The organism is Microbacterium azadirachtae, assembly GCF_000956545.1.
GTDB lineage: Bacteria > Actinomycetota > Actinomycetes > Actinomycetales > Microbacteriaceae > Microbacterium > Microbacterium azadirachtae.
The window spans coordinates 181,738-200,424 of record NZ_JYIT01000085.1; the positions used below are offsets into that span (position 1 = coordinate 181,738).

Consider the following 18,687-nt stretch of genomic DNA (forward strand, 5'->3'; position numbering starts at 1 on the left):
ACGCTGTGTTGGGGCTGCTTCTCGATCACGGCGCGCGGATCGTTCATCGCGCCATCGGCGATGGATCTGACGGCACGCCCGACGAGGTCCAGTTCTACACATTCGCCGACAAGACGGGGCTGGACGGCTATCTCGCGAACCTCCGCAGAATCGCCCTGGCCGAAGAACGCGAACGCGTCATCGACCGCACCCTGCGCTTCCCCGAGACGTTCGTGGGCCGACGCGATGCGCGTGAGCTGACATAATGTCGCACACCGTTATCGACTCCCTGCTCAACTTACGGCCGCGCGCTGACGCGCCGCCTCGTAGAGCATGAGGGTGGCGGCATTCGATGCGTTGAGCGAGCTGGCGGCACCGACCATCGGCACGCGCACCATCACGTCCGCAGCCTCACGCCAGCCGCGCGCCAGTCCTCCGGTCTCGTTTCCGATCAAGATCAGCGACGGCTGCGTGAAGTCGTGATCCCACACATCCACATCGCCATGCTCATCGGTGGCGACGACCGTGATCGGCGCTCCCGCAGCACGCTGGGTGCGCACCCAGTCCAGTACCGGCCCCGGCGATGCCGCCCGGACCGTCGGCATCGCGAACAGCGATCCCGTCGACGCGCGGACCGACTTCGGGTCGTAGGGATCCGCCGCGTGGCCCGAGACGATCAAGCCGTTGCCCCCCAGCGCGTCCATCGAACGCAGGATGGCGCCGATGTTGCCGGGCTGTGTCGGCCGGTCGAAGACCATGCCGAGGAAGTCCGCCGGAACCGAGATCCGCGACAGGTCGTCGTCCGGCATCGCGACGACCGCGATGAGCTCCGTGGCACCCTCGTCCTTGTCCGCGAGCTCGGCGAGGAGCGCCGCGCTCATCGCGATCGTCTCGCGCGCCTGCCCGACGACCTCCCGGGCCCACGGCGACAGAGAGCGCTCGGCGTCATAGACAGCGGTCAGGATGTTCCAGCCGTGCTCGATCGCCTGGGAGATCGGACGCACCCCCTGCACGACGAAACGATGCTCGCGAGTGCGGTGCGAGCGGTTGCGGGTCAGTGCCTCGAGCAGCTGGAACCGCGAGTTGCGCGTCGTGATCTTCAGATCGGCCATCGTCTTCTCACTCCCCCACGTAGGCCGCGAGGTGCTCGCCCGTCACCGTGGACTTCGCCGCGACGAGATCCGCCGGCGCGCCCTCGTAGACGATCCGGCCGCCGTCGTGCCCTGCCCCGGGACCGACGTCGATGATCCAGTCCGCGTGTGCCATCACCGCCTGGTGATGCTCGATCACGATCACCGACTTCCCCGCATCGACCAGCCGGTCCAGCAGTCCGAGCAGATTCTGCACGTCGGCGAGGTGCAGTCCGGTCGTCGGCTCGTCGAGCACGTACGTGTCGGCGCCCTCGGCCATCTGCGTCGCGAGCTTGATGCGCTGGCGCTCTCCGCCCGAGAGGGTCGACAGCGGCTGGCCGAGCGACAGATAGCCGAGCCCGACATCCTCGAGGCGACTCAGGATCGCCACGGCCGCGGGGATCTTCGCCTCTCCCCCACGGAAGAACTCATGCGCCTCGGCGACCGGCATGTCGAGCACCTCGGTGATGTCCTTCCCCGCGAGCTTGTACTCGAGCACGGCTGCTTGAAAGCGCTTTCCACCGCAGTCCTCGCAGGGACTCTCGACGGTGTCCATGAAGCCGAGCTCGGTGACGATCACGCCGGCTCCCTTGCAGGTCGGGCACGCCCCTTCGGAGTTCGCGCTGAAGAGCGCGGGCTTCACGCCGTTCGCCTTGGCGAAGGCCTTGCGGATCGGCTCGAGCAGCCCGGTGTACGTGGCGGGGTTGCTGCGACGGGATCCCTTGATCGCCGTCTGATCGATCGAGACGACGCCCTCGTGCTTCGCGACCGAGCCGTGGATCAGCGAGCTCTTGCCGGAGCCGGCGACACCGGTCACCACGGTGAGCACGCCCAGCGGAACGTCCACATCCACGTCGCGCAGATTGTTGGTGCTCGCCCCGCGCACCGCGATCGCCCCGGTGCGCTCGCGCACAGCCGGCTTGAGCGCCGCACGGTCGTCCAGATGCCGCCCGGTGAGCGTGCCGCTCGCACGCAGCCCCTCGACCGTACCCTCGAAGCAGATCTCGCCGCCGGCGCTGCCCGCGCCAGGGCCGAGGTCGACCACGTGGTCCGCGATGGCGATCGTCTCCGGCTTGTGCTCGACCACGAGCACCGTGTTGCCCTTGTCTCGCAACTGCTCCAGCAGTCCGTTCATGCGCTGGATGTCATGCGGATGCAGGCCGATCGTCGGCTCGTCGAACACATACGTCACGTCCGTCAGAGACGAGCCGAGGTGGCGGAGCATCTTGATGCGCTGCGCCTCTCCCCCGGACAGCGTGCCGCTCGGTCGCTCGAGCGACAGGTAGCCGAGCCCGAGGGTCACGAACGCGTCGAGGTTGGCACGCAGCGCCTCCAGCAGCGGGCCCGCCCCGGGGAGGTCGAGCCCGCGAACCCAGGCAGCGAGATCGGTCACCTGCATGCGGCACGCGTCGGCGATGCTCACCCCGTCGATCTTCGACGACCGCGCCCCTTCGGTCAGCCGCGTGCCGTCGCACTCCGGACACACGGCGAAGGTCGCGACACGCTCCACGAAGGCTCGGATGTGCGGCTGCAGTGCGTCGATGTCCTTGGAAAGCATCGACTTGGTGATCTTCGGGATGAGGCCCTCGTAGGTGATGTTGATCCCGTTGATCTTGACCTTCGTCACCTCGCCGTAGAGGAAGAGCTGGCGCTGCTTCTCCGTGAAGTCGGCGATCGGCTTGTTCGCGGGGTAGAAGCCCGATTCGGCGAACTGGCGCACCATCCACCCGTCGGCCGTGTATCCCGGCACCATGATGGCGCCGTCGTTCAAGGACTTCGATTCATCGACGATCTGCGTCAGATCCAGGTCCGACACCGCTCCCCTGCCCTCGCAGCGCGGACACATCCCCCCGAGGTAGATCGCGTCCTTCACGATCTTCTTCTCACCGCCAGGGCCCGTCATCACGCCGCTGGCCTTCTGCGTCGGGATGTTGAAGGAGAACGCGGTGGGTCCGCCGATATACGGCGTTCCGAGCTTCGAGAAGAGGATGCGCAGCATCGCGTTCGCGTCGGTCACGGTGCCCACGGTCGAGCGAGGATTCGCTCCCAGGCGCTCCTGGTCCACGAGGATCGCCGTGGTCAGGCCCTCGAGCACATCCACGTCGGGGCGCGGGACCGACGGCATGAACCCTTGCACGAACGCGCTGTACGTCTCGTCGATCATCCGGCGGGACTCGGCGGCGATCGTGTCGAAGACGAGGGAGGTCTTGCCGGATCCGGAAACCCCCGTGAACACCGTCAGCCTGCGTTTCGGCAGCTCGATCGAGACATCCTTGAGGTTGTTCTCCCGGGCGCCCTGCACCCTGATCGTGTCGTGGGTGTCGGCGACGTGGGACGCGGTCATCGGCAGAGCCTCCTGGTCATGCGGGCGGGAAGGGGCGGGACACAGACTAGCGGTGCCCGCCGACGCACCGGCGGGCACCGCGAGGGATTCAGGCGACCTGCTGCAGACGGATCATGTTGCCGGCCGGGTCGCGGAACGCGCAGTCGCGGATCCCGTATGGCTGGTCGATCGGCTCCTGCACGACATCGGCACCACGGGCCTCGATCTCCGCGAACGCGGCGTCCACGTTCTCCGTGGCGAGCACGACGCCGCCGAAGCTCCCCTTGGCCATGAGCTCCAGGATCGTGCGGCGCTCGTCGTCGTTGATGCCGGGGTCCACCGCCGGCGGGGTCAGGACGATGGAGGTGTCGGGCTGGTTGACCGGCCCGACCGTGAGCCACCGCATCTGCTGATAGCCGACGTCCTTGCGGAGCTCCCACCCGAGCACGTCGCGATAGAACCGGAGCGACTCCTCTGCATCGGTGTGCGGGAGGAAGCTGGCGTTGATCGTGATGTCCATGCCGCTCACGCTACGCGGGCGGCTCCGTCGGGGCTTCTCGATTCCTGATCGGTCTGGTCGCCTGCTTCTCGATCCAGGACGGGACCCCCGGCCCGAGTCCCGGATCCGCCCGGTAACGGCTCGGCGAGACGCCGACCAACTCCGAGAACCGCGTGCTGAACGTGCCCAGCGACTGGAAGCCGACGGCGAAGCACGCCTCGGTGACCGACACGTCCCCCCGGCGCAGCAGCGCCATCGCGCGCTCGATCCGCCGCGTCATCAGATAGGAGTATGGAGGCTCGCCGTAGACGAGTTTGAACTGGCGACTCAGATGCCCCGCCGACATGTGCACTCCCGCAGCGAGGGCCTCGACGTCGAGCGGCTGGGCGTAGTCCCGATCGATGCGGTCCCGGACCTTCCGCAGTGCGGCGAGATCGCGCAGGCGATCCTCGTCGGCGGCCGGGCTCATCCCCCGATCCTCGCATGGCGGCGCGGGTTCGCGGATCCCTTCCGTGCTCGGCGGTACAGTAAGGCCATCCCAGATTCTCAGGGATTACTCAGAAAGGGTCCCCCATGTCCGAAGCAGTTGCCGATGCGAAGAGCCTCGTGAAGTCGCTTCGCATCTTCCTCGCCGTGTCCGGCATCATCGCACTCATCGCGGGCATCGTGATGCTGGTGTGGCCGGTCAAGACGGCTTTCGTCCTCACCGGAATCGTCGCCGCCTACCTGATCGTCGCCGGCGTCGTCTACATCGGCCTCGGCATCTTCAGCGCCGCGAAGTCCGGTTGGGCCCGAGTCGGCCACATCGCCCTCGGACTCCTCTACATCGTCGCGGGCGTCATCGCGTTCTCGAACATCCAGGCGGCGACCGTCGCCTTCGCGCTCGTCACCGTGATCTTCATCGGCGTCAGCTGGATCTTCGACGGCGTCGTCTCGCTGAGCCTCATGGGGCAGGACGGGTCCAAGACCTGGACGCTGCTCTACGCGCTGCTCAGCATCGTGGCGGGCATCGCCGTGATCAGCCTGGGGCTCGCGGCTGTGCCGTTCTTCTGGCTGTTCCTCGGCATCTCGCTCGTGGTGCTCGGCGTCATGCAGATCGTGCGCGCGATCACGATCGCGAAGGACGCGAAGGCCGTCGCGGACGCCGCCGGTCTCTGACTCCCCGCACGAGGAAGCGGCCCGGCGCATATGCTCCGGGCCGCTTCCGCGTATTCCGACTACTCCGCGACGAAACCGCTGACGTCGCCGATAAGACGCGTGTGATCGGCGGGGACCGGGTCGATCGCCGCCTGCGCGACCTCCGCAGCGAACTCCGACACGTTGTAGAGACGGCCTGCGGACTCCCGGCGCTGGGAGATCGCGCCCGGGTTCGCACGCTCGAGCAGCGTCGCGGTGATCGTGCCCTCGATCATGTCGCCCGAGACGACGACGAACTCCCCGCCCTGCGCCTCGATCGTCGGGATCAGCTCCCGCAGCGCGTCCTCGCCGGCGCGCTTGGACAGCGCGACCGGCTCGTACTCGGGCATCGTCGGCGTCGTGCGGATGAAGTGCGCCTGGTGGCTGGTGACGAAGACGATGCGGCCGCCTTCGCGCAGCAGCGGAAGCGCCGTCTGCAGGACGTTGACCTGCGCGTCGCGGTTGAGACGGAGCGCGTAGTCCTCGCCCATGTTGGCCTCCATGCCGCCGGAGGCGTTCAGGACCAGGACGTCGAGACCGCCGAACTCGTTCTGCACCGCCGCGAACATCTCGGCCACGGAGGCCGGATCGGTCAGGTCGGCGCCCACCACCAGTGCGCGGCGTCCGAGAGCACGCACCTCGTTCGCGAGCTTCTCCGCGCGCGGCGCCTTGTTGCGGAAGTTGATGACGACATCCGCGCCGGCCTCCGCGAAATAGCGGATCGTGTCGGCGCCGATGCCGCGGGAGGATCCGGTGACGAGGGCGACCTTGCCGGTCAGCGATTCGGCGGGAAGGGTCTGAGACACGAGGACTCCTCGAGAGCATGCGCCGGAGCGCGCGGGTGGGACCAGATCACCCTACCAATCCGCGTGATTCCGCGGTGTGGAGGACGGATGTCGCGCGTCGGCCCCGTGATAGGTTGGCAAAAAGAGGGGGCGGTATGGACACGATCCTGCAGATGTTCCAGGACTGGGCGTGGATCGGCTGGCTGGTCCTGATGGTCCTGTTCTTCGTCATCGAGATCTTCACGCTCGACATGACCTTCCTCATGCTCGGCCTGGGCTCCGCCGTCGGGCTGCTGTCCACCCTCACGGGATGGCCGGTCTGGGTGCAGGTCATCATCGCGGCCCTCGCTGCCGTGCTGCTGATCTTCCTGCTGCGCCCGCCGCTGCTGCGTCGCCTGCACCGCGGCGAGGACCAGACCCGTTCCAACGTCGACGCCCTCATCGGGCTGCGCGGCACCGTCCTGCTCGAGGTGACCTCCCTCACCGGCCAGGTCAAGCTCTCCAACGGCGACACCTGGACCGCGCGCCTCGCCTCCGACTCCCCCGTGCTCGCCCCCCTCTCCCCCGGCGCCCCTGTGCGCGTGGAGAGGATCGAGGGCGCCACCGCTTACGTCCGTTCCGCCCACGACTAGGAGAAACAGGAGCAGCCCTTCATGGACAGCGCGTCCTTCATCCCCACCGCCATCGGGTGGATCCTGGCGATCGCCGTCATCATCTTCGTGCTGGTGACGATCGCGCGATCGGTCAGGATCATCCCGCAGGCCACTGCCGGCGTCGTCGAGCGGCTGGGCAGGTACCACAAGACCCTGATGCCGGGCCTGAACCTGCTCGTGCCGTTCATCGATCGTCTGCGCCCCCTCATCGACATGCGCGAGCAGGTCGTCTCGTTCCCGCCGCAGCCTGTGATCACCGAGGACAACCTCGTGGTGTCGATCGACACGGTCGTCTACTTCCAGGTGACCGACGCCCGCGCCGCGACCTACGAGATCGCCAACTACCTCGGCGCGGTCGAGCAGCTGACGACCACCACACTGCGCAACGTCGTCGGCGGTCTGAACCTCGAGGAGGCGCTGACCAGCCGCGACAACATCAACGGTCAGCTGCGCATCGTGCTTGACGAGGCCACCGGCAAGTGGGGCATCCGGGTCGGGCGCGTCGAGCTGAAGGCCATCGACCCGCCCGTGTCGATCCAGGACTCGATGGAGAAGCAGATGCGTGCCGAGCGCGACCGTCGCGCGGCGATCCTCACCGCGGAGGGCACCAAGCAGTCGCAGATCCTGGAGGCCGAAGGTCAGCGGCAGGCGGACATCCTCCGCGCCGAGGGCGAGAAGCAGGCGGCCGTGCTGCGCGCCGAAGGCGAGGCGGAGGCGATCCAGAACGTCTTCAACGCCATCCACCAAGGCCAGCCCGACGACAAGCTCCTCGCGTACCAGTACCTGCAGATGCTGCCCAAGATCAGCGAGAGCGCGTCGAGCAAACTGTGGATCATCCCCAGCGAGTTCACGGAGGCGCTGAAGAACTTCGGCGGAGCGTTCACGCCGGGGTCGGGCGGATCCACTCCCTTCTCGCCGAAGGCGCCTTCAGCCCCGACGACGCGGGCGGCCGCCTCGGCGGCGGCGGTTCCCCCGGCGTCCGACGGCGCGGCGTGACGCACCCGTACTTCCAGGGCGCTGCGTCGCCTCGAGTCCTCGCTCACCGCGGTCTGGTGGGCGAGGACTCGTCCGTGTTCGACAACTCGGCCCTCGCACTCGCTGCAGCCGATGCCGCAGGGGCGCAGTACGTCGAGACGGACTGCCGCGCCACCGCCGACGGCGACGCGGTCCTGTTCCACGACGAGACGCTGCAGCGGCTGCTCGGCGACCCGCGCCCTGTCGCCGAGGTCGGCACGAGGGAGCTCGCCGCGCTCTTCGCCTCGCACGGCGGCCTCCTCACGCTCGGTGAGGCGCTCGAGGCCTTCCCGGCGCTGCGGTTCAATGTCGACGTCAAGGATCTCTCCGCTGCGGCGGACGTCGGTCGGGCCGTCGCCGCACACGCGCATCGCGTGCTGCTCACGAGCTTCGACGACCGCAATCGGCGGGCCGCCCTCGACGCGGCACGCGCCGCCGGCGCCGAGGTGCTTCCTGCGTCCTCCGGCGGCCGATCGGCGATCGCGCTGCTGAGGCTGGCTTCTGCCCTGCGACTCACCCGTTGGACCCGGCGCATCCTCCGCAACCTCGACGCGGTCCAGATCCCCGAGAGCTTCGGCGCTCTGCGGGTGTTCACCCCCCGGCTCGTCGACGCTGTCCACGACGCCGGCGCGGAGGTGCACGTGTGGACGATCAACGACCCCGAGCGCATGCGTGCGCTCGTCGACGGCGGCGCCGACGGCATCGTCACCGATCGCGCAGACCTCGCCATCGCCACGCTCCGCCCGAGCTGAGACCGAGTCGCGCGGCACAGCGAACCGGGTGTCACTGCGGTGGATCGGCGCGTGGGCCTGGGTATCGACTGTGAAAGCGTTCATGGTTTGCCCCCTTCGCACCTTCCGCACAGCCCAGGCCGCTATACCTGAGGGCGACGAGAGGACCACACAATGGCAGATCGCAGCCTTCGAGGAATCCGACTCGGCGCCCAGAGCCTTCAGAGCGAAGAGGGCGTCGTCTTCATGGAACGCCAGCAGACCGCATACACCTGCGACTCCTGCGGCCACGTGACCACCCTGATGTTCGCGGCCGACGCCGAGCCGCCGGCCACCTGGGAGTGCCGCACCTGCGGTGCAGAGGCACGCCTGCAGGTCGACGGGAAGCCGGTCGAGGTCGAGGACTCCGGCGACAAGGGCGGCCGCACCCACTGGGACATGCTGCTCGAGCGCCGCACCCGTGCCGAGCTCGAGGAGCTCCTGGAGGAGCGCCTCGCCTTCATCCGCGCGCGCCGCGGCGCCGGTGAGGATCCCACCCGCGAGCGGATCGGCGCCTAACCGCGACTCCCCCGCCGGCGACTCCCGATGCCGGCGACCACGACGACGAGCAGCCCGCCCCAGAGGAGGAGCTGCTCGATCCAGGGTCCGATCACTACGCCCGCCGTCGCCCCGGTACGCAGTTCGACGTCTTCGAGCAGCGCACCGGGGCGATCCTCGTCCAGCGACGCCTGCGTCGACCCGTCGGCGCGGATCACCTGGCTGGTGCCGACCGTCGAGATGTTCACCACCGAGCGGCCCGTCTCGACGGCGCGCATGCGCGCGATGCCGAGCTGCTGGAGGTTCTCGACCGTTCCGCGGAAGTCGGCGTTGTTGGTCTGGAAGACCAGGACCTGAGCGCCTCCGTCGATCCCCTGCGCGATGAGCTCGTCGTAGATCACGTCGAAGCAGATCGCGAGGCCGACGGGCGTCTTGCCGACCCGCACGAGTGGCGCATCCGTTCCCGGGGTGTACTCGCGCCCGATGAGCCCGATCAGGTCGGGCACGATCGCGTTGAAGAACGCCCGGTCGGGCACGTACTCGCCGAAGGGGACGGGGTGCCGCTTCGCGTGCGTCTGCACGTCGTCGCGCGCGAGCGGCGCATGATCGCTCTGCGGCCACAGGAACGAGGTGTTGTAGAACAGCTCGCCCTTCTGCGTGGCGGCGTTCGCGAGGATCGGCGCACGCACGCCCGCGGCGACCCGATCGAGGCCGTCTGCGAGTTCCGGGTACTGGAACGGATCGCCGTCGAGTCCGCCTTCGGGCCACACCAGCAGGTCCATCCGCTTGCCGTACAGCGGTTCCGACGCCGCGGTCTGCGCGTCGAGCACGGACAGCGGCTCCCGCTGGTCGAAGTAGCCGGTCGGACCGTTCCCCTGGACGGCGCCGATGCGCATCGTGCCATGCCCGGTCGTCGGGAACGCGGGCAGCGCGGCAAGGAGCAGCACGAGCACGACCGGTGCGACGAGTACCCGGATGCGAGGCCGCATCCCCGCGCGTCCCAGCTCCAGCAGCAGCGCCACCAGCAGCACCATGAGGAAGCCGAGCCCGCTGATGCCGATCCAGCTGCTCACGCGTGCCGCGGGCGTGTCGGCCAGCGTGTAGGCGATGCGCGCCCAGGGGAATCCCCCGTAGGGCCAGTTGCCCACGAAGAGCTCTCGACCGACCCAGAGCGCGGCGACGGTCACCGCGAGCAGTACGGAACGCACATATCCGCGCAGAGGCAGCGACGGGATCCATCGATACGCGAGCATCACCGGGATCAGCGCCACGGCGGTCAGCGCCGCCTCCAGCAGCCCCAGCGCGAGCCACGGGATCGGTCCCAGGTACCGTGCGGTCCAGGAGACCAGGATCAGGAAGAACACGGCACCGTAGACGAAGCCGACGAGCAGCGCCGACCACACCCGACGGCCGATCAGCGACAGCAGCAGGAGCCCGATCGCGGGGAACGCGGCGATCCACAGCGAGACCGCGGGGAAGGCCAGCGTGAGGAGTCCCCCGGCGGCGGCCGCGCAGATCACAGCCGCCCAGAGCGGCACGATCGGGGCGACACGGATCGCGTCGCGGGGCGCAGGCAGGCGTTCGGACATGCGGATGCGGAGCCCGGTCACATCGACGAGTACGCCACGATGCCGCGGCGCACGCCATCGAGCGCCGCTCGCGCGGTCCGGGCGGTGTCGGGATCCGGCGCGACGATGGAGAGCTGATCCAGGAGGTCGATGGTCTGCTTGGCCCACCGCACGAAATCTCCGGCGGCCATGTCCGCGTCCTCCAGGACCGCGTCCAGAGAGCTGCCCCGCGCCCACGCATGCATCGCGCCGGCGAGCCCCGCCGACGGACGGTCGGATCCGGGAAGGCGGTTGTCGTGCTCGAGGTCGTCGAGCTCTGCCCACAGCTCCTGCGTGCGCTCCCAGGCGATGCGGAAGCGCCCGCGCGGCAGATCCCTCGGATCCACGGAGCCGTCGTCACGGCGAGGCTCGTACACCAGTGCGCACGCCATCGCCGCCAGAGACGGGGCGTCGAGCCCGTCCCACAGCCCACGGCGCAGCGACTCTGCGACGAGCAGGTCTCGCTCCCCGTAGATGCGCTGCATCGTGCGGCCCGCATCGGTGAGCGTCAGGGCATCACCGCTCCCCTGCACGTACCCGACCTCGGTCAGCACGTCGAGCACCCGGTCGAACACGCGTGCCACGGTGCCGGTGCGGTTCTCGATCTGCTTGCGGATCCGGTCGGTCTCGCGCTTCAGCTTCCAATACCGCTCCGCCCAGCGCGCGTGCATCTCGCGGTCGGGGCAGCGGTGGCATGCGTGGCGCTGCATCGCGCGGCGCAGACCCTCGATCTGGCGGAGGCGCTTGTCACGCACGGCCCGGGGCGCCTGCTGATCCGCGCGGTTCTTCTTCTCCAGATCGCTCAGCTCCCGGCGGATCCCCGAGTACTCCGCGAAATCCCCTCGATCGCAGGTCATCGACGAGAGATAGCCCGCGAGCGATGTCTCCGCTTCGCGGACGTTCCGCGCCAGGCCGACCACGGCCCGGTCCGCCTGGAACTGTGCGAACGACGATTCCAGCACTTCCCGGGAGCGGTTGCGCCCGAACCGGTCGAGCAGGTTCACAGCCATGTTGTACGTCGGCCGGAAGCTCGAGTTCAGAGGGTAGGTGCGGCGAGAAGCGAGCGCGGCGACGGCCTGCGGGTCCATCCCCTCGGTCCACTGCACGACCGCATGCCCCTCGACGTCGATCCCGCGCCGCCCGGCGCGGCCCGTCAGCTGGGTGTACTCACCGGAGGTGATCGCGACGCGTGCCTCGCCGTTGAACTTCTCCATGCGCTCCAGCACCACCGTGCGCGCCGGCATGTTGATGCCGAGAGCGAGAGTCTCGGTGGCGAAGACGACCTTCAGGAGGCGTTGCTGGAAGAGCTGCTCGACGATCTCCTTGAACGCCGGCAGCAAGCCTGCGTGATGGGCGGCCACGCCGCGCTCGAGGTTGTCGAGCCAGTCCCAGTAGCCCAGCACCGCGAGATCCTCGTCGCGCAGCGTGCGCACACGGTCCTCGACGATCGCCCTGATCTCACGCCGCTCCTCGGCGGTCGTGAGGCGCAGCCCGGACCGGCGCACCTGCGTCACCGCGGCGTCGCAGCCGACGCGGCTGAAGATGAAGAAGATCGCGGGGAGCAGATTCGCACGATCGAGGAGCTCCACGACCTGCGGGCGATCGAGCCGCTCGATCCGGCGCACATTGGCTGAGCGCACCGGGCGCTTGCCCCCGCGCTGCGGTCGCCGCGCCTGGGCGCCGGCGTGCCGGGCGCTGCGATACTGCTGGGCATCCCGGTTGCGCTCGTAGTTCGCCCCGCCGAAGGAGCGGATCCGTAGGAGCTCCTGGTTGACCTGCGCCGTGGCGATCCCGGCGCGATCGTCGAAGAGCGGCAGCAGATCGTCGCGTACGAGCACGTGCTGCTCGAGCGGCACGGGGCGGATCTCCGAGACGATGACCTCGGTGCCGCCGCGCACGGTGTCGAGCCAGTCGCCGAACTCCTCGGCGTTGGAGACCGTGGCGCTCAGCGCCACGAGACGCACGCTCCGCGGCAGGTGGATGATGACCTCTTCCCACACGGCTCCGCGGAAGCGGTCCGCGAGGTAGTGCACCTCGTCCATGATCACGTAGCGGAGGTCGTCGAGAGCGCGCGAGTCCGCGTAGATCATGTTGCGCAGCACCTCGGTGGTCATCACCACGATGCGCGCCGATCCGTTGATGTTGACGTCGCCTGTGAGCAGACCCACCTGGTCGGCGCCGTAGACGTCCACCAGCTCGCGGAACTTCTGGTTCGACAGTGCCTTCATGGGCGTCGTGTAGAACGCCTTGTCCGACGACGTGGACATCGCGAGATGGATCGCGAACTCTCCGACGATCGTCTTGCCCGCTCCCGTCGGAGCCGCGACGAGAACGCTGCTGCCGCGCTCGAGGGCGTGGCAGCCCTCGATCTGGAACGGGTCGAGGCGGAAGCGCTGCATGGCCTCGAAGGCGGTCGTTGCGGGGTGGTCCTGGGCGGCACGTGCGGCGGCGTAGCGGTCCGCCGGTGACGTCATACCGTGGACTCCTCGAGGAACTCCTGCTGGCGCTTGTGCTTGCGACGGTCGAAGAGGAGCGACAGGCACGCGGCGGCGAAGTACAGCACGATCAGGATCCCCGCGAGCATGAGCATGCTGACGACGTCGGCGGCCGGCGTCGCGAGCGCGGCGAACAGGCAGGCGATGAGGATCGCGATCCGCCAGGCCTTCAGGATCGCGCGGCCCGACATGATGCCGGCGAAGTTCAGCGCCACCAGGAAGACCGGGATGATGAACGAGACGCCGATCACGATCATCAGCTTGAAGATGAAGTCGTAGTACTCCTGCGCGCTGTAGAGGTTGTCCGCGCCTTCGGGCGTGAAGCCCGCCATCAGCAGAATGATGTGCGGCATGACCAGCACGCCGACCCAGCAACCTGCGAAGAAGAGCGGCACAGCGGCGCCGACGAATCCGATCGTGTACCGGATCTCCTTCTTCGTGAGGCCGGGCATGATGAATGCCCAGAGCTGCCAGAGCCAAATCGGCGCAGACAGGAAGATTCCGATCGAGAAGGCGAGTCTCATGCGCAGGTCGAAGGGCGCCGTCACCGAGTTGAAGGTGAAGCCGACCAGTGCGTGAGGACGGATCTTCGCCACTTCGTGGATCGGTGCAGTCACGAAGTCGAGGATCGGGTCCGTGATGAAGAAGGCGACGATCATGCCGACGAGCAGCGCCCCGGCGGCGATGACGAGCCGCCGTCGCAACTCGATGAGATGCCCCGCAAGGGGCATGGTGCTGTCGCGACGCGGCTTTCGGCCCTTCGTCGCGGGTGACACGTCGGTCACGCCTGTCAGCGCTGCGTACCGGCGTCGTGCGGCGGGGTGACGGCCGTGGTGTCCGCAGACGTGTTCTGGACCGGCGTGGGCAGCGCGGTCGTGGCCGGAGCCTGCGTCTGCGCGGCAGGAGCGTCGTTCGCGGCGGCAGCCGCGTCCTCGTCCTTCATGGCCTTCATCTCACCCTTGAAGACGCGGGCGGACTGGCCCATGCTCTTCGCGAGAGCGGGAAGCTTGGCCGCGCCGAACAGGAGCAGGATGACGGCGAGGATGATGACGAGGTGCCATCCGTTGAGCCCGGCGAACATGATGATCTCCCTTGATGGTTCGGGTGTTCCGCACAGTCTACCGTGACTGCGGGGTGGTTTGTTCGGAGTACAGCGCAAGACCTGCGTTCGCCCACTCGCGCGCGGCGCAGCGGGCGGCCGACGGCTCGAGGATCTCGACCGCGCCGCCGAAGCGGGCAGCCAGGCGCTTGAGGCTGAGCGGGTCCCCGACGTGCAGTGTCGCCGTCATGGTGCTCCCGTCGACGACCGCCTCGGCGCGCAGGAGATAGTCCCGCAGCAGCGGAGCCAGGCGCTCGGGGAAGCGGATGACCGCCTGATCGCTCTCGCCGTCCCCCGCGAACAGCTCCGGGACGGGCTCGTCGCCGTGCGTGATGGGGATGTCGGTCAGGTGGGGCTCGCTGACGCGGTCGAGGTGGAAGGTCCGCATCGCCCGCCGCAGATGGCACCAGCCCTGCAGATACCACTGCCCGTTGGTGATGAGCACGGTGACCGGATCGACCGTGCGCGTCGTTGGTGCCGCATCGGGCGCACGGTAGGTGAACGCCACCGCGACGTGCTCCTTCAGGGCCGTCGACACGACAGTGCGCACCTCGTCCACCGGTCCCGGGGCGACGATGACGTCGGCAGGGAGCCCGGCGGCGCCGCGCGACAGCTTCGCGATGAGCCCCTGCACCACCGCCGACGAGGCGACACCCGGCACCGCCGAGGCCAGCTGCAGCCCCGCGACGAGCGCGGCCGCCTCCCGAGCCGTGAACTTCGGCACCCGGCGCAGGCCCACATCGTTGGTGATCTCGATGATGCCCTGCTCGTCGAGCAGATCCCAGTTGATGTCGAACAGCTCCTGCGGCGCCTGCCAGTAGCCCTCATCGCCGGGCAGGCCGATCACGGTGAGCTTCTCGACCATCGCCCGCATCTGAGCCTCGGTCATGTCGAACTCCGCCGCGGCCTCCGCGAGGGAGACCTCGCCGCGCTCGAGGAGGTACGGCACGAGGGTCAGATACGCGCGCACGCGATCCGAGCTGAGGAGGGGCCTGCGCTGCTGCGCCATCATTCACCGCCCTTCGCATCGGCGTGCGCCGACGCCGTCGCCTGCAGGCGCGCGATCACCGCGTCGCGCAGCACGGCCGGCTCGACCACTCGCACCTCGGGTCCGTAGGACGCCAGCTCGTCGGCGAGGATGTGCAGGTCCACGTACGGGACGCGGATCCCCTGCACCGCCGGCTCGGCGCGCCGCCCCAACCGCAGCGCCGCCTCGGTTCCGGGGGTGATCTCCAGCAATGCCGAATGCGCGTCGGCCACGGCCTGCAGACTCGCGAGCGCACGCTCCCCCGCGCCCTCGCGGAGCTCGGCGGCGAAGCCCTCGGAGGTCACGGTCACATCACCGACGATCCGAGTGAGCAGGAACATCCTGTCGCCGTCGGCGTCGATGTCGCGCCCGAAGACGTGCCAGCGCGCCTCGTACTCGACCAGGGCGAGAGGTTGCACGCGACGGCGCCGGGGCGCCCCCTCCCCTGGCTTCAGATAGTCGAACGCGACGGCCACGCTCCGCTCGATCGCACCCTGCAGCGGCGCGAAGGCGGCGTCACGCGCGGTGATGCGGGGCGCGAAGCCGATGATCGGCTCGTCCACGTCGATGCCGAGCGCACGGATCTTGCGGACGCCGGCCTGCGCGTCCGCAGACAGCGACTCCTCGCTCCACACGCTGCCTGCGAGACGCAGCACCGCGAGCTCGGCCGGGGTGAACTCGATGTCGACCGGGAGGTCGTATTCCGCCTTCGGAATGCGATAGCGGGCCTCGCGGAGGTCGTTGGGGTCGGCGTGGTCGCCGAGCGTCTCGATCGGGATGCCGAGCGCGCGGAGCTCCTCCTTGTCGCGCTCGAACATCTTGTCGAGGGCGTCCGCCTTGCCTTCGGCACGCTGCCGGTAACCGGAGACCGAGGCGAGGATCTGCTGCTTGGTGAGGCCGATCTCCGTCGCCATCAGCGCCACGACGAGGTTCGTCAGGCGCTCCTCCGCGGGGATCCGTGCCGCCATCTACTGCCCCGAGGAGGCGGACGCGGAGGTGTCCACGCCGAGGATGTCGACGACGATCGCCTGGGTGCCGGCCCCGTCCGACCCGGTGCCCTGGCTCGCGTCAGCAGGCGGGATCACGAGGAGGACCTGGGATCCGACCGTCTGGCCCGCGAGCTCCGCACCGGAGATCGCGACCGCCTGCGTGTCCCAGGTGGACTTGAGCACCTTGCGGGTGTCCCAGTCCACGCTCGTGAGCTGGACGCGCAGGACGTCGTTCTTGGTGACCTTCGGTCCGTCGCCGCGGATGAGCGTCTGCGTGACCTGCTTGGCGGGCTTCTTGGCGTCGGGGATGATGATGCCCGGGCGCCCGTCGGGCGCGCGGACGACCGTGGGCAGCCCCAGGGCGTCGTTGTACACCAGCGAGCCTTCGGCGTGCGGCAGGAAGACCTTCTGCACGTCGACGATGCCGACCGTCGCGGCGTCCGCGAAGGTGCCGGCGGGGAAGCCGACGAGAAGTCGCGACCCCTCGGTCGCGCACTGCACGGCGGAGGCGAACTCCTTTGACTGCGACATGAGGGTGGCGACGTCGGAGGACGCGCCGATCCGCTGCCCCGTGGCTCCGTTGTAGACGACGACGTTCGCGGCGAACGGCTGGCTGGCCGCCGTGATCTGCGTCCCCTTGCCGACGATGAGGTCGTCCACGCTCAGCTTCGGGACCTTGGTCGGGGTGTCGAGCTTCACCTTGGGCTCGGAGCCGAAGTCTCCTTCGACCGTCACGGAGCTCTTCAGCCCCGACGAGGTCGGCTGCGTCGGGCAGGCCTTCCCGGCGAACGAGGGGCCTGCGGAGCAGCCGGCCAGCGCGAGGGCGGCGAGGCCGAGGGTGATCAGAGCAGCGGCAGTCTTACGCACGCGCTCCAGTCTATGCGGACGGATCGCCCGCCTCGGCCCCTTCGGCATCCGCGTCGCGCGATGCGGCGAGGCGCGCGCCGCCGGCGGCCCGCTGCGCCTCCCGGACGCGCTTGCGCAGGTTCTTGTCGGTGATCTCGCGATCCCCGACGGCACCAGGCGTCCACAGCTCCACGTCCTCGTCGCCGTAAGACGCCTTCTTCGCGGCGCGGCGCTTGACGTCGGGCGGGATCGCGCCGGGCGCGAGTCGCCGGGCCGTGATCAGGAAGCCGGTGTGCGCGACCATGCGGTGATCCGGACGCACGGCGAGGCCCTCGACGTGCCAGCCGCGCACCATCGTCTCCGACGCCTCGGGCTCGGTGAACAGCCCCGTCCCGCGCACGTACTCCGCGACGCGCGACAGCTGCGTGGCCGTCGCGACGTAGCAGAGCACGACGCCGCCCGGGGCGAGCGCCTCGGCGACGACGTCGATGCACTCCCACGGCGCCAGCATGTCGAGCACTACGCGGTCGACCGTTCCCGGCTCGAACACGGCGCCGAGCTCCTCCTGCAGATCGCCCACGACGATCCGCCAGGAGTCCGGGAGCTCGCCCAGGAACGTCTCGACGTTCGCGCTGGCGACCTCGGCGAAGTCGTCCCGGCGCTCGAACGAGACCAGCCGACCGGTCGGGCCGATCGCACGCAGGAGCGAGAGCGAGAGCGCTCCGGACCCGACCCCCGCCTCGACGACGGTCGCGCCGGGGAAGATGTCCGCCTGGGTCACGATCTGCGCGGCGTCCTTCGGGTACACGATCGCGGCGCCGCGCGGCATCGACATCACGAAGTCCCGCAGCAGGGGACGCAGGGCCAGGTACTCGTTGCCTGAGCTGTTCTCCACGACGGATCCGTCGGGGAGGCCGATCAGGTCGCGATGCCGCAGCACGCCGTGGTGGGTGTGCAGCTCGCCGTCCTCACGAAGCGTGATCGTGTGCATCCGCCCCTTGGGGCCGGTCAGCTGGACGCGGTCGCCCTCGCGGAACGGCCCGCTCGGCCTCTGCGCGGTCACAGCGCGGCCTCCGCACGGAGCGAGCGGACACGGGCGAACTCGGTGACGAGGTCGTCGACTCCGCGGCCGGCGAGCGTTCCCCAGATCGCGTCGGCCCCGAGGCCGTCCAGCTCGACGATGTGCGGGATGCCGATCGCCACCGCACGGGCGGACAGCGCCGCCTGAAGACCGGTCGGCGAGTCCTCGAGCGCCACCGTGTCGGCGATGTCGACACCGAGGGCCTCCGCCGCCTGCAGGTAAGGATCCGCGAAAGGCTTCGGCCGCTCCACGTCATCGCCTCCGACGATCACATCGAAGGCGTCGAAGCCGATCAGCGACACGATGTCCTCCGCCATCCGGCGCAGCGACATCGTCACGAGCGCGGTGCGGACGCCCTGCGCGCGCAGGTCCTGCAGCAGTTCTCTGGCGCCGGGGCGGAAGGGCACTCCGTCCTGCTGGAGGCGCACACGGACGCGCTCGGTCAGCTCGTCGACGATCTCCTGCGCGCCCATCCGCACGCCCGCGCCCTGGAGGATGATCGCGCTGTCGATCAGACCGCTGCCGACCAGCTGGAGAGCCTGCTCATGAGACCAGGTGCCGCCGAACGACTCGACGAGGTCGGTCTCGGCGTCCATCCAGTACGGTTCGGTGTCGACAAGGGTTCCGTCCATGTCCCAGAGGACCGCGCGAGGATGCTGATTCACTCCCCCATCGTACCGGCGTGCCGCCCCTCATCCTGAGGCAGGACTAGCCTG

The 18,687-nt window shown here is 69.1% G+C and carries 20 protein-coding genes; 6 read left to right on the top strand and 14 right to left on the bottom strand.

Going from position 1 to position 18,687, the window contains the following annotated elements:
• The first annotated feature begins 8 nt into the window (after positions 1–8).
• Positions 9–245: a hypothetical protein gene (locus RL72_RS16975; protein WP_211256077.1), complete on the top strand. Its 237-nt coding sequence runs from the start codon at positions 9–11 to the stop codon at positions 243–245.
• A gap of 27 nt (positions 246–272) precedes the next feature.
• On the opposite strand, the gene RL72_RS16980 is transcribed toward RL72_RS16975, so the two are convergent.
• The 4 genes from RL72_RS16980 to RL72_RS16995 all read right to left on the bottom strand — a co-directional run bounded on the left by RL72_RS16980 (position 273) and on the right by RL72_RS16995 (position 4,400).
• Positions 273–1,091: a TrmH family RNA methyltransferase gene (locus RL72_RS16980; protein ID WP_045252044.1), complete on the bottom strand. Its 819-nt coding sequence runs from the start codon at positions 1,089–1,091 to the stop codon at positions 273–275.
• Positions 1,092–1,098: 7 nt separating this feature from the next.
• Positions 1,099–3,453: an ATP-binding cassette domain-containing protein gene (locus RL72_RS16985; RefSeq protein ID WP_045252045.1), complete on the bottom strand. Its 2,355-nt coding sequence runs from the start codon at positions 3,451–3,453 to the stop codon at positions 1,099–1,101.
• An 88-nt stretch (positions 3,454–3,541) separates the two neighbouring features.
• Complete coding sequence (locus RL72_RS16990; protein ID WP_045252167.1) at positions 3,542–3,952, bottom strand: VOC family protein; 411 nt, start codon at positions 3,950–3,952, stop codon at positions 3,542–3,544.
• A gap of 10 nt (positions 3,953–3,962) precedes the next feature.
• A complete protein-coding gene (locus RL72_RS16995; protein WP_045252046.1) occupies positions 3,963–4,400 on the bottom strand; it encodes a helix-turn-helix transcriptional regulator in 438 nt (145 codons plus the stop codon).
• Positions 4,401–4,504: 104 nt separating this feature from the next.
• Between RL72_RS16995 and RL72_RS17000 the strand changes: the two genes are divergently transcribed.
• Complete coding sequence (locus tag RL72_RS17000; RefSeq protein WP_045252047.1) at positions 4,505–5,089, top strand: HdeD family acid-resistance protein; 585 nt, start codon at positions 4,505–4,507, stop codon at positions 5,087–5,089.
• Between the two features lie 59 nt (positions 5,090–5,148).
• On the opposite strand, the gene RL72_RS17005 is transcribed toward RL72_RS17000, so the two are convergent.
• Positions 5,149–5,913 (bottom strand): SDR family oxidoreductase, encoded by a 765-nt coding sequence (locus RL72_RS17005; RefSeq protein WP_045252048.1) that lies wholly within the window; start codon positions 5,911–5,913, stop codon positions 5,149–5,151.
• A gap of 134 nt (positions 5,914–6,047) precedes the next feature.
• On the opposite strand from RL72_RS17005, the gene RL72_RS17010 reads away from it, so the two are divergent.
• From RL72_RS17010 to RL72_RS17025, 4 genes are all read left to right on the top strand, one after another.
• Positions 6,048–6,524, top strand: a complete 477-nt coding sequence (locus RL72_RS17010; protein ID WP_045252049.1) for an NfeD family protein — start codon at positions 6,048–6,050, stop codon at positions 6,522–6,524.
• A gap of 21 nt (positions 6,525–6,545) precedes the next feature.
• Positions 6,546–7,541: an SPFH domain-containing protein gene (locus RL72_RS17015; protein ID WP_045252050.1), complete on the top strand. Its 996-nt coding sequence runs from the start codon at positions 6,546–6,548 to the stop codon at positions 7,539–7,541.
• A 56-nt stretch (positions 7,542–7,597) separates the two neighbouring features.
• Complete coding sequence (locus RL72_RS17020; RefSeq protein ID WP_346218198.1) at positions 7,598–8,311, top strand: glycerophosphodiester phosphodiesterase family protein; 714 nt, start codon at positions 7,598–7,600, stop codon at positions 8,309–8,311.
• Positions 8,312–8,464: 153 nt separating this feature from the next.
• Positions 8,465–8,848: an RNA polymerase-binding protein RbpA gene (locus RL72_RS17025; RefSeq protein ID WP_045252052.1), complete on the top strand. Its 384-nt coding sequence runs from the start codon at positions 8,465–8,467 to the stop codon at positions 8,846–8,848.
• Here the strand turns inward: RL72_RS17025 and lnt are convergent.
• Genes lnt through RL72_RS17070 form a run of 9 tightly spaced genes read right to left on the bottom strand, consistent with a single transcriptional unit; the run spans position 8,845 to position 18,636 of the window.
• Positions 8,845–10,416 carry an apolipoprotein N-acyltransferase gene (gene lnt, locus RL72_RS17030; RefSeq protein WP_045252168.1) on the bottom strand — a complete coding sequence of 524 codons (1,572 nt, stop codon included), beginning with the start codon at positions 10,414–10,416 and terminating at the stop codon, positions 8,845–8,847. The two genes, RL72_RS17025 and lnt, sit on opposite strands and share 4 nt — an antisense overlap.
• Before the next feature lie 17 nt (positions 10,417–10,433).
• Complete coding sequence (locus RL72_RS17035) at positions 10,434–12,908, bottom strand: DEAD/DEAH box helicase (RefSeq protein ID WP_045252053.1); 2,475 nt, start codon at positions 12,906–12,908, stop codon at positions 10,434–10,436.
• A complete protein-coding gene (gene tatC / locus RL72_RS17040) occupies positions 12,905–13,660 on the bottom strand; it encodes a twin-arginine translocase subunit TatC (RefSeq protein ID WP_045252054.1) in 756 nt (251 codons plus the stop codon). Before tatC ends, RL72_RS17035 begins: the two co-directional genes overlap by 4 nt.
• 59 nt (positions 13,661–13,719) lie before the next feature.
• Entirely contained in the window at positions 13,720–14,010 is a 291-nt protein-coding gene (gene tatA, locus RL72_RS20310) for a Sec-independent protein translocase subunit TatA (protein ID WP_045252055.1), read from the bottom strand.
• Between the two features lie 37 nt (positions 14,011–14,047).
• Complete coding sequence (locus RL72_RS17050) at positions 14,048–15,040, bottom strand: helix-turn-helix transcriptional regulator (protein ID WP_309599095.1); 993 nt, start codon at positions 15,038–15,040, stop codon at positions 14,048–14,050.
• Positions 15,037–16,023 (bottom strand): helix-turn-helix transcriptional regulator, encoded by a 987-nt coding sequence (locus RL72_RS17055; RefSeq protein ID WP_045252057.1) that lies wholly within the window; start codon positions 16,021–16,023, stop codon positions 15,037–15,039. The genes RL72_RS17050 and RL72_RS17055 overlap by 4 nt, the downstream gene beginning before the upstream one ends.
• Complete coding sequence (locus tag RL72_RS17060) at positions 16,024–16,911, bottom strand: FKBP-type peptidyl-prolyl cis-trans isomerase (RefSeq protein ID WP_045252058.1); 888 nt, start codon at positions 16,909–16,911, stop codon at positions 16,024–16,026.
• Between the two features lie 10 nt (positions 16,912–16,921).
• Positions 16,922–17,953, bottom strand: a complete 1,032-nt coding sequence (locus tag RL72_RS17065; RefSeq protein ID WP_045252059.1) for a tRNA (adenine-N1)-methyltransferase — start codon at positions 17,951–17,953, stop codon at positions 16,922–16,924.
• The gene (locus RL72_RS17070) at positions 17,950–18,636 is read right to left on the bottom strand and encodes an HAD family hydrolase (protein WP_258955285.1); all 687 of its coding nucleotides are present in this window, start codon (positions 18,634–18,636) and stop codon (positions 17,950–17,952) included. Before RL72_RS17070 ends, RL72_RS17065 begins: the two co-directional genes overlap by 4 nt.
• Between the last annotated feature and the right edge of the window lie 51 nt (positions 18,637–18,687).